This window comes from Enterobacter sp. RHBSTW-01064 (assembly GCF_014103035.1).
GTDB classification, from domain to species: Bacteria; Pseudomonadota; Gammaproteobacteria; order Enterobacterales; family Enterobacteriaceae; genus Enterobacter; species Enterobacter mori.
The window spans coordinates 785166-796297 of sequence record NZ_JABXOU010000001.1; the positions used below are offsets into that span (position 1 = coordinate 785166).

General features: G+C 51.2%; 7 protein-coding genes and 1 riboswitch. Of the genes, 5 read left to right on the forward strand and 2 right to left on the reverse strand.

Going from position 1 to position 11132, the window contains the following annotated elements; translation table 11 throughout:
* Positions 1–1450: 1450 nt before the first annotated feature.
* A complete protein-coding gene (locus HV355_RS03670; protein WP_058841495.1) occupies positions 1451–2446 on the forward strand; it encodes a DUF4062 domain-containing protein in 996 nt (331 codons plus the stop codon).
* Positions 2447–2572: 126 nt separating this feature from the next.
* Here HV355_RS03670 and HV355_RS03675 read toward each other — a convergent pair whose 3' ends face one another.
* Complete coding sequence (locus tag HV355_RS03675; RefSeq protein ID WP_058841496.1) at positions 2573–3925, reverse strand: tyrosine-type recombinase/integrase; 1353 nt, start codon at positions 3923–3925, stop codon at positions 2573–2575.
* Positions 3926–3988: 63 nt separating this feature from the next.
* Positions 3989–4089, reverse strand: a riboswitch (TPP riboswitch).
* A 546-nt stretch (positions 4090–4635) separates the two neighbouring features.
* Between HV355_RS03675 and HV355_RS03680 the strand changes: the two genes are divergently transcribed.
* The 3 genes from HV355_RS03680 to HV355_RS03690 all read left to right on the forward strand — a co-directional run bounded on the left by HV355_RS03680 (position 4636) and on the right by HV355_RS03690 (position 8245).
* Entirely contained in the window at positions 4636–5070 is a 435-nt protein-coding gene (locus HV355_RS03680; RefSeq protein ID WP_182400940.1) for a hypothetical protein, read from the forward strand.
* A 313-nt stretch (positions 5071–5383) separates the two neighbouring features.
* Positions 5384–6760 carry a diaminobutyrate--2-oxoglutarate transaminase gene (locus tag HV355_RS03685; protein ID WP_014884533.1) on the forward strand — a complete coding sequence of 459 codons (1377 nt, stop codon included), beginning with the start codon at positions 5384–5386 and terminating at the stop codon, positions 6758–6760.
* Positions 6761–6778: 18 nt separating this feature from the next.
* On the forward strand, positions 6779–8245 hold the full coding sequence (locus HV355_RS03690) for an aspartate aminotransferase family protein (RefSeq protein ID WP_042718828.1): 1467 nt from the start codon (positions 6779–6781) through the stop codon (positions 8243–8245).
* Positions 8246–8295: 50 nt separating this feature from the next.
* Here HV355_RS03690 and HV355_RS03695 read toward each other — a convergent pair whose 3' ends face one another.
* On the reverse strand, positions 8296–9216 hold the full coding sequence (locus tag HV355_RS03695; RefSeq protein WP_182400942.1) for a LysR family transcriptional regulator: 921 nt from the start codon (positions 9214–9216) through the stop codon (positions 8296–8298).
* A 122-nt stretch (positions 9217–9338) separates the two neighbouring features.
* Between HV355_RS03695 and HV355_RS03700 the strand changes: the two genes are divergently transcribed.
* On the forward strand, positions 9339–11117 hold the full coding sequence (locus HV355_RS03700) for an adenine deaminase C-terminal domain-containing protein (protein WP_182400944.1): 1779 nt from the start codon (positions 9339–9341) through the stop codon (positions 11115–11117).
* The last annotated feature ends 15 nt before the right edge of the window (positions 11118–11132 follow it).

Below are 11132 nucleotides of genomic sequence, written 5' to 3' on the forward strand. Positions count from 1 at the left end.
CTACGGGCTTCTGGTGGAGCATACGGGACTATTGGTGGGACGGCTTGCGCTGGTGCGGGAAAAGGTACGTATCCGTGACCTGCAAGGGCGGGAGAATTTCGCCAGGTGACGATAGTCCTTCACCCCGTTGTGGTAACGTCGCTGTAGTGGCTTTGTGTCTGCTGGTAAACAGAAAAATGTGCTTTTATGGCGTTTGACACACTGGCAGCCTCAAAGGCCTAAAACCTGAAATTGTGTGGTGACCAGACAAACTCATCCAAAATCCTTGAACAAGAGAACTCACCTCGAATCCTCTCTAATGCTTTCCTTCTGTTGATGAAATCGCTGTTGTGTACCCCGCTTCGCATCAACGCTCCGAAAAGCAATACCTGACTATTCCAGTCAAGTACTTATAAGATACAATATGTTAAATGGCTGTACAATTAGTGAACAGAGGCACTTCAAAACATCAAGTTATCTCCCTTGCGTCAGCCCAAAGCAGCATTGTGTAACTGCACTGCTTGTTGCAGTGAGGCGAGTCGCTGAAAGCATCACGTAGCGATATTTGGCGAAGAAAAGCGCTTTTCACCGAGGGTCTGGGCTGACGGTCTAGCAGATCACCAACTGTTACGAGTGCATTCTTACTTCCATCGTTACGCACACATATATGTTATCTATATGTTGCACGTAACTATCAAAACCACTGGCAACATTCATTATTCTTATAAAGATTGCGCGACATCATGTTGCGCAATTCTGACCTCCCGTTGAAGAAATCAGCACTCGATCAGATTTTGAATTTTTTTTCTTAATTATTGACATCTCTTCCAGGCCTTATGCTGTGTAGGGTTTTGCATTTTTACCCTTTCACAACCTCAATTTAACGTCAAAATCAACCCTTGTGCAGAAAAGAATCATCACTAGAATATCGACTATGTGGGGCCGCTATTGATTGACCACCCCCACATGTAGTGCCACGCCTGAATTTTAGGCTCAAAAAAACCGGATTCATTTGCATGAACCCGGCTTACAAAGCATGACCAATACGAGTCGCCAAACTCGTATGAATCTTAGCCTTGCCTTCATTTTTGACGGCTTGATTGTGCCAGGCAAAGAGGATCATGTAAACCTTAAAATGACGCTCATAAGGAGCAATGCATGACTATTTGTAAACAATCACACCGTTACAACACTCTTTTCATTAGCTTACCTCACGATCAAGGTGGTGAAGGTCGCCATAAATGTTGTGGCTGCGCTTACGATCAGGGTTACCGCGCTGGCTTGGCTCGCACAGGTCAGGTTTGGGTAGACTTAGCCGCCTTACCTGATAGCCAGGCGGGAACCGTTCGCCACAAAAGTCCTCAAGCAGCGTTTGCTGATGGTTATCGTGATGGTGTGCGTGAATCCTACCGTCACGCTGGTTAATGTTGAATGAAGGGGCTCATGCCCCTTCCTCTTTCAAGGGATAAAAATGGATAAACGTTACCAGGTTTTCGTAAGTTCAACTTTTACGGATTTAGAAGAAGAACGAAAACACGTCATACAAACTCTGATGGAAATGGATTGCATTCCAGCAGGCATGGAGTTGTTCCCAGCAATCGATGAAGGCCAATGGGAGTTCATAAAAAAAGTAATTGATGACTGTGATTATTATCTGCTGATCATTGGTGGTCGTTATGGCTCTGTTGCGGAAGATGGTTTAAGTTACACCGAAAAGGAATTCGATTACGCAGTTTCAAAAGGTTTACGCGTCGTTGTTTTAGTACATGAGAATCCGGAAAATCTACCTTTAGCCAAATCTGAAAAAGATTCTGAACTCAGAGAGAAGCTAGTTGCATTCATAGAGAAGGCCTCAACCAATCGTCTCAGGAAAACATGGGCAACAGCAAAAGACCTACCAGGGTTAGTAGCCCTTAGTATGAGCAAGACAATGAAAACGTATCCAGCAGTCGGTTGGATTAGGGCAAACCAAACTTCTAAAGAATCCGATTTAAGAGCACTTATAGAGTTACAAAAAGAAAATGAACAACTTAGGTTTGATCTTGATCAACTCAAAGCACATAGCCCTAAAACTGAAGAGTTGAACCTCGCTGATTTTGAGAGTGTTTTCGAGTTTAAATGCCAATCTACTTATTTCCAGAATAGCCGTGAAAGGTTATCAATATGGGATGCAAGGATGTCCTGGAAAGACATTTTTGCTCTTATCTCGCCCTATCTTACACAACATCTCAATGAATCAATTGTGTCGCGAACTTTAGGCGATGCAGCCAAAGAAAAAGAAAATCAAAGCGGAAGCTCACCTAAGGTCATATCTCAAGATTTAAAAACTATCTCTATACAATTACAAGCATACGGGCTAATCAACGTTGAAAATCTGAGGACCACAACAGGAAAATATGACTTATTTTGGACTTTGACCACAAGCGGTAAAGATTTAATGATTAAAATCCGAACAATAAAAAAATAAACTCAAGTAGCATCAGAGTAAGTAGTCTTTGTTTCGCCCCCTACGATGGGGGAGATTTTTATACTCCTTCCATGGATACTGCTATTATCTGTTACGCAAATATACCAACCGAGTTAGTGAAATCAATTACCAATCCAAGCCATCAACCACATAGCATACCGTGGATAGCGGGAATGTATGCAGATAGCGCCTAGTGATTCCAGAGCCGCTCTTCTCATGACCAACCACCTGTTGCAAATGCGCCAAGTTGCCAACCCAACCAGCCAAGCAGGTTGAGATCATTGTGTGTCTGAAACTGTGCACCAGGCGGCGTTGTCCGTAATCATCAAGGTAAGGGATTCCAAGTTGATCGCGAACGTCAGCAAGCACTTTGCCGATCTTCGGCATGTTCTTACCCGACACAGGTGAGAAAATCTTCTCTTTCCATTGACGGTTTACAAACTCAAGAAAACCCCACTCGATTAGTTTGGGATGGATCGCCACCTGCCTTGTAGCGTTCTCGGTTTTACCCTGCCCTCCTTCCGCTATCAGGAGATAGTGCCGCTGGCTATCTTCATCAAATTTGATCTGTGATTTTTCCAGCTTGGCGATCTCCCCTCTTCTGGCCCCCGTATATGCCAACAGCAAGGTGATCCACTTCTGCCAACCGTCAGGCTGCTTGAGCGCCCATCCCACGAACTTTCTCATTTCTGCTGCACTATATGCGCCAAACCTTGCTTTCGATGGTGCAGCAACTACACCATCAGTCGGTGATTTCTCCAGAATATCTTTATTGTCAGTCAGGAAGGTTTTAAACAACGATTTGTAAATCTTCAAATGCTTGTGGATAGACTCAGCGCCAACCAAATCTTCTGGCGGAACATCATCACACTCGATCAGTTGCTGAACCGTCATTGACCGATAAGGCTGCACAACACGCTTTGGCAAGTTTTCAACAACTTCCATCACCTGCTTGATGTCCTGCTTGGTTATCGTCGTTACGTCTGTTGATGCACCGAGGACAATGAACATGACTTCCATAAAGCGCTCATTAGCCTGTGAAATTGCCTTCGTCCAGTTCTGAGCCTTCTCCTTTTTATACATATTCCAAGCGCCAGCCAGTGTTAACACATCCTTTGACTGTGCTTCTGTTTGTTCTTCCTCATCTTCTGAAAGCGCAACAACCTCGCGGTATTCCTGAACAACTATCGGCTGAAGATTGCGCCGTTCTTCACTGAGAAATTGTTGTGCCAGCCATTGTTCATTCTGCTGCTTCAGGCTATTGCCATACTCGGAAAGACGCTTACCGAAGTGATCCGGTTGGATGGTTCCACGTTGAACCAGAGGGATTACAGGAGAAGCAAAAGACATGAGCAACTGCGCCTGGGTGTGGCTGTCAGTCTCCAGCGACTTGCGAAAATATTTATTACCGGGCAGGCGGAAACGAACGTAATAAATCCCGTTGCGTGTGATGGTGTGACGTATGGTTCTGTGGCCCATTCTGAAAGCCTCATTGAGTAATGAACTATCAAAACAGGACGTTAAAGCTAGAAATTTCTTTTTATTTTCAATGAATAACCGCCAGACTACGCTGGCATTATCCAGATCAGGTAATACGGGTATTTCTCAGCCTTCAACGAAGAAGGGCACCCCGAGTCAAATAAATCAACTGCTTGTGATTAATTTATGCAATCAATCTGCGATAAGGATACTAATGCCAGATGAAAAAATTGTAAACGCTAAATCTGGCTTTCAGAATCATCGTCGTTAGACACATTATTAGTCTTGTTACTCTTTAAAATAATAACAGCCGTCAAACCCGCATTTTCAGCATATACAGCAGCATTGCACAGAAATAGCTCTTTTCCTGATAAACAAAGACCTTTGAATGAAAGCGGATGCCCCCCACATAAAACCATAAGCCAATGTTTACATTAATTTTTTTAACATCCGACCACTTTAGCCTTTTGTGCTTTAAGTGATCTTAATCAAAGTTTCAATTGTTACCTTACTGGATAGTCCATCACAGTTATTTCTCACAATCAGACAGAAAGCCACCTACGAGCGGTTTTCATTTTCAATATATGATTATCAGCATGTCAAAATATATTTTTATCTCTGCCACTTTATACCTGATGCTTATTTCTGTCGGTGTGTGGATTGGCATAATGTACGTTTCATATAATTTGTGTAGTTTATAAGGCAATAAAATGAAGAAGTTAATGATGATTGTTATAAGCGCGACTATGGCCGCGGCTCCGGCCTATGCGATTAATGCTCACTATCGCGCGCAGCTGGATCGTTCCGGATGCACCCAAATTACCGATGGCGATGGTTCTTGCGATATCAACAAAACCAAGGCAGAAAACGCGGCGCAACACGAACAAACGAAAACCGTTCACGATCCGATGCGTGAAGCCTCATTCTCGTCTGATACGGTTAACGCCACGATTTCAAACGGCTTTTTTAGCGCCACCCTTAACGGCAAGAAAGCGACCGTAAAACGTCTCAATGCGACTTTCTACGAGATTCACGGCGAAGGCTTTGTTATATCGTTTAGCCTTGATGAGAACGGTATTACCGATGCCTCCTGGAATAAAACGAAAGGCCGCGACCACGGCATTTTGCAGGTCAGGCAGAAATAACGCGCTCAAGGAGGCCATCCGCCTCCTTTTTCATCAGCGAAAAGCACGATTTGTCACACTCTTTTCTCTACTTTTACAGTTCTGACAAATCCACCATAAGCGGCTGTTTTTATTGTGCATAAAGTGCAACTTTCTTTCTGGAAACGGGGATAACCCTCCCCCTGTGCCCTCTGTCACAAAACAGTAAACAAATTAACCATTGAGCCCCGTGGCAAAAGGCTCTATATTGGCGGCGTTTTTTTCAGGCCCCCATCTGTTTTTTAACTTTTTATTCAATCGTGGCTCATAACGAAGCGGCGGTTGTAGGAGTGATATGATGACGGATAAAGTCCGTATTGACACCGTAGATGCCCACAAAAGCAACGAAACCTATCTGGCCCGTCAGGCCGAGTTTGAATCTAACGTCAGGAGTTATCCGCGCAAACTGCCTTTAGCCATCACTAAAGCAGAAGGCGTGTGGATCACCGATGCAGATAATAAAGAATACCTTGACTGTTTAGCAGGCGCGGGGACCCTTGCGCTTGGCCATAACCATCCTGATGTGCTGAAAAGCATCCAAAATGTCATTACCAGCGGCTTGCCGTTACATACTCTGGATCTGACGACGCCTCTGAAAGACGCGTTTTCTGAATACCTGCTCTCTCTGCTGCCTGGTCAGGGCAAAGAGTACTGCCTGCAGTTCACCGGTCCATCCGGTGCTGACGCCGTTGAAGCGGCGCTGAAGCTGGCGAAAAAAGTGACCGGTCGTAGCGGTATCATCAGCTTCTCTGGTGGTTACCACGGTATGACCCACGGCGCACTGTCCGTGACCGGCAACCTGTCTCCGAAAGAAGCGGTTGACGGTATGATGCCAGAAGTCCAGTTCATGCCTTACCCGCACGAGTACCGTTGCCCGCTGGGTATCGGTGGTGAAGCGGGCGTGAAAGCGCTGACTTACTACTTTGATAACCTGATCAACGACGTTGAAAGCGGCGTGCGTAAACCTGCTGCGGTGATCCTGGAAGCCGTTCAGGGCGAAGGCGGCGTGAACCCGGCTCCGGCTGAGTGGCTGCAGCGCATCCGTAAAGTGACTCAGGAACACGGCATTCTGCTGATCCTCGACGAAGTTCAGGCTGGCTTTGCCCGTACCGGTAAATTCTTCGCCTTCGAACACGCGGGCATTGAGCCAGACATCATCGTGATGTCTAAAGCGGTCGGTGGCGGTCTGCCGCTGGCCGTGCTCGGTATCAAAAAGCAGTTCGATGCATGGGCGCCAGGTCACCACACCGGTACCTTCCGCGGCAACCAGCTGGCGATGGCAACCGGTCTGACGACGCTGAAAATCCTGAAAGACCAGAACATCGCAGGCAAAGTGGCTGCACAGGGCGAATGGCTGAAAGGCCAGCTGAAAGAGATGGCGAAGCGCTACCCGGTGATTGGTCACGTTCGCGGTCTGGGCATGATGATCGGTATTGAGATCGTTAAGCCACACGAAGCGGCTGACCACATGGGCTGCTTCCCTGGCGACGGCGAGCTGTCTGCACTGATTCAGAAGAAGTGCTTCGAAGCCGGTCTGATTCTGGAGCGTGGCGGTCGTAACGGTATCGTTCTGCGTCTGCTGCCGTCTCTGCTGATCAGCGATGAAGAGCTGAAAATCTTCCTGGATAAATTTGAGCAGGCACTGCTTGCTGCGGGCGTTCGCCCGGCGTAACCGGAGTTGTTGATTACGATGTCTGATTCAAACCCAATTTTGTTCTCCTCTGCGCAGAGCATTGAAGCTTACCAGCAGGCGATTGAACAAAGCACTCAGGCTGTGATGCAGTGGCTGAAACAGCCTGAGATGTACCAGGGCAAAACGGTCGCGGAACTGCGCGACCGTATTAAGCTGGATTTCAACCCGAAAGGGCTGGGCAACGAAGCGGCGATTGAACGCGCCGTGGAGTTCTTCCTGAAAGACAGCTTGTCCGTTCATCACCCGCAGTGTGTGGCGCACCTGCACTGCCCAAGCCTGGTCGTAAGCCAGGCGGCGGAAGTGCTGATCAACGCCACTAACCAGAGTATGGACTCCTGGGATCAAAGCCCGTCCGCAACCATTATCGAAATCAAACTGATCGAGTGGCTGCGTACCCGCGTGGGTTATCAGGCTGGCGACGCAGGTGTCTTCACCAGCGGCGGCACCCAGAGCAACCTGATGGGCCTGATGCTGGCGCGCGATGCGTTCTTCGCCCGTCTGGGTCACTCCGTTCAGCAGGATGGCCTGGTAGGCGATCTGCGCAAAATTCGCGTGCTGTGCTCCGAGAACGCCCACTTCTCCGTGCAGAAAAACATGGCGCTGATGGGTCTGGGCTACCAGTCCGTGGTGCAGGTGAAAACTGACGAATTCTCCCGCATGGATCTGACCGATCTGGCGGCGAAAATTGAGCAGTGCAACGCGAACGGCGAGCAGATTCTGGCGATCGTCGCGACGGCAGGTACCACCGATGCCGGTGCTATCGACCCGCTGCGTGCCATTGCTGAACTGGCGGCGAAGCAGAACATCTGGGTACATGTTGATGCGGCCTGGGGCGGCGCGCTGCTGATGTCCGAGCAGTATCGTCACTACCTGGACGGCATTGAGCTGGTGGATTCCATTACCCTGGACTTCCACAAGCAGTTCTTCCAGACCATCAGCTGCGGCGCGTTCCTGCTGAAAGAAGCGCGTCACTATGAGCTGATGCGCTATCAGGCGGCTTACCTGAACTCTGAGTTCGACGAAGAAGCGGGCGTGCCTAACCTGGTGTCCAAATCTCTGCAGACCACCCGTCGTTTCGACGCGCTGAAGCTGTGGATGAGCCTGGAAGCGCTGGGTCAGGAGCAATATGCGGCGATCATCGATCACGGTGTGACCCTGGCACAGCAGGTTGCGGGCTACGTGAAAGAGCAGTCTGCTCTGGAGCTGGTGATGCAGCCACAGCTGGCGAGCGTGCTGTTCCGCTTCCGTCCTCAGGCGCAGATGGATGATGCAGGCATCGCCCTGCTGAACCAGAAGATTGGTGATGCACTGCTGGAATCTGGCCGTGCTAACGTCGGCGTGACCGAGCATAACGGTATCACCTGCCTGAAGCTGACCCTGCTGAACCCAACCGTGACGCTGGAGGACGTAAAAGTTCTGCTGTCTCTGGTTGAGCGTACCGCACAGGAAGTTCTGGCTAAGTAATGCCTATCCCTCTCCCGTTCGGGAGAGGGTATTTTCCCCTGCCCTATCCCTCAGTGTGTCCTCAAGGTTTCAACCATTAGCGTAAAGCACGATTCGATAAGCGTCGGTAACGGCTGTGGCGCACGCATCAATGCCACCGTTCGGGCAAGTGCCGGTTGCTGAAGATGAACCACCTTAAGCTGCGGATCCTGAAGATGCATGGTATAGAGTTGCGGCAGTATCGCCACGGCCAGTCGGGAACGCACCAGGCCGTACAGCGTTTCGATATAATCCACCTGATAACGTGTCTGCAACGACAAACGATGGCTTTCAGCGAGCGCGCCAACCAGGCGTTGGATGTTACCTTTTGAAAACACGGCGATATCTCGCCCAACAAGCTGCTTCCAGGGTAAATGCGCCGACGCCGCCAGCGGATCGTCACAATGAATCACCGCAACAAAAGGGTCCTCCTGCAACGGGAAGACGGACAGTTGTTCCGGCACAGAACTGTCCAGTGCGCCAAGGCCAAAATCAATCTGCCCTTTCAGCAACTGCGCCACCAGCGCATCATTGGTTTGATCGTGAAACTCTACCTTAAGACGCGGAAAAGCCTGCGCCAGCGTTTGGGGCAACAGCGGGAACAAGAGCGAGCTGACGGATGGCACCAGCCCAATGCGCACCGTGCCGTCACCGCCTGCCTGCACAATCTGCTGCATATCGTCGAAGGCAAGCTGAGCCACGCTAAGCACCCGCTGCGCGTGCGGGAGGATGGCATTGCCCAGCTCCGTCAGCGTCACCGCTGAGGCGGTACGGTTCACCAGCTTGCCGCCGAGCACCGTTTCGATCTGCCGCAATGCGCTGCTGAGCGCAGGCTGACTGATCGCCAGCTTGCTGGCGGTGTCGGTGAAATGACGCAGCTGCGCCAGGGTGACAAAATACTGTAGCTGTCGCAGTGAGAGCGCGGGCAGGCGCTGCCAGGGTTCCATCGTCATTATCGTTTACACGCGTCGCAGAATAAGCCGGGGTTATCGGGTGATAAATTTTATCAGCTGGGCAAACGTTTGCCGCGTGCATAGAGTAACGCCATTATTTTCATGCTGGAACCGTTAATTACATGAGTGCCGAAACCCGACGCCGTGCCGTCCAGGCTGCACGCGGTGAAATGCCGTTCGACCTGCTGCTTACACACACCCGCATTGTTGATATGGCGACCGGCGAGATCCGCGACGCCGATGTCGGCATCGTGGACGGCCTTATCGCCAGCGTTCATCCGCGCGGCAGCCGCAGCGATGCGCGTGAGACACACGATCTGAACAACCAGTATCTCTCTCCGGGACTGATGGATACGCATGTGCATCTGGAGAGTTCACACCTGCTTCCCGCTCGTTATGCCGAGATCGTTCTGGCACAGGGCACCACCGCCGTATTCTGGGATCCGCATGAGCTGGCGAACGTGCTGGGCATTGCAGGCGTACGTTTTGCCATTGAGGCCAGCCGCAACCTGCCGCTGCAGGTGATGGTCGCTGCGCCATCAAGCGTGCCATCGACACCGGGGCTGGAGATGTCTGGCGCAGACTTCGCAGGGAAAGAGATGGATACCCTGCTCGGATGGCCGGAAGTGCGCGGCGTGGCGGAAGTGATGGATATGCACGGCGTGCTTAACGGCAGCCAACGCATGCTGGAAATTATGCAGGCCGGGCTGGACAGCGGAAAGCTGATTGAAGGCCACGCGCGCGGGCTTCACGGTGCGGATTTACAGGCTTATCTGGCCGCAGGCGTGACCTCCGATCATGAGCTGACCTCCGCAGACGATGCGCTGGAAAAACTGCGCGCCGGGCTGACGCTGGAGATCCGCGGCTCGCATCCTTATCTGCTGCCCGATATCGTAAGCGCCCTGAAATCCCTGCCCCACCTTTCTTCACAAATTACGGTCTGCACCGACGATGTCCCGCCCGATATACTGCTGGAAAAAGGGGGGATCGTTGCGCTGCTGAACCTGCTGATTGAACACGGATTACCGGCGACGCACGCGCTGCGTTTCGCCACGCTGAACGCCGCCATTCGCCTGCAGCGTAACGATCTGGGGCTGATTGCCGCCGGGCGTCGCGCGGATCTGGCGGCGTTTGACTCGCTTGAAAAGCTGACGGCTCGTCAGGTGTATGTCGCCGGTAAGCTGATTGCGCGCGACGGGGCAATGATTGAACCCATCGTTGACACGATATTGCCCCTCCCGCGTGATACCGTGCGGCTGTCTGCACTGGCAGACGATGATTTCCGCATGACAATCGACAACGCGAAACACGGCGTGGCGCGCCTGCGCCATATCAGCGGCGCACGCTTCACTCAGTGGGGTGAAGTTGACGCGCAGGTACGTCACGGCGTAGTGGCGATCCCGGATGGCTTTAGCCTGATCTGGGTTCAGCATCGCCACGCGCGCCATGCGGCGAAACCACAAATCGCCCTGCTCGAAGGCTGGGGTGAACTGCGTGGGGCAATTGCCACCAGCTATTCTCACGACTCTCACAATCTGGTGGTGCTGGGCCGCGATCCGCACGACATGGCGCTGGCAGCCAACATGCTTATCCAGAGCGGCGGCGGGATGGCGCTGGTACAGAATGGCGACGTCATCGCCCACGTCGCCATGCCGATTGCGGGGATGCTTTCGGAACTGCCGCCTGATGAGCTGGCTCGCCAGTTCAGGGAACTGCGCGAGCGTAGCAATTTGATTGCCGACTGGGAACCGCCGTATCGGGTCTTTAAAGCCATAGAGGGCACCTGTCTTGCCTGCAACGCAGGTCCGCATTTGACCGATCTTGGACTGACCGATGGCACCACACGCCAGATTGTCGATCCGTTAATTTCTTACCGGGAAACCCCGGACAACACACAATAATGCCGAAGGAGAGCC

Coding starts and splice junctions, on each gene's coding strand:
- HV355_RS03700 (WP_182400944.1), top strand. CDS start 9,339: ATGAGTGCCGAAACCCGACGCCGTGCCGTCCAGGCTGCACGCGGTGAA.
- HV355_RS03670 (WP_058841495.1), top strand. CDS start 1,451: ATGGATAAACGTTACCAGGTTTTCGTAAGTTCAACTTTTACGGATTTA.
- HV355_RS03685 (WP_014884533.1), top strand. CDS start 5,384: ATGATGACGGATAAAGTCCGTATTGACACCGTAGATGCCCACAAAAGC.
- HV355_RS03690 (WP_042718828.1), top strand. CDS start 6,779: ATGTCTGATTCAAACCCAATTTTGTTCTCCTCTGCGCAGAGCATTGAA.
- HV355_RS03680 (WP_182400940.1), top strand. CDS start 4,636: ATGAAGAAGTTAATGATGATTGTTATAAGCGCGACTATGGCCGCGGCT.
- HV355_RS03695 (WP_182400942.1), bottom strand. CDS start 9,216: ATGACGATGGAACCCTGGCAGCGCCTGCCCGCGCTCTCACTGCGACAG.
- HV355_RS03675 (WP_058841496.1), bottom strand. CDS start 3,925: ATGGGCCACAGAACCATACGTCACACCATCACACGCAACGGGATTTAT.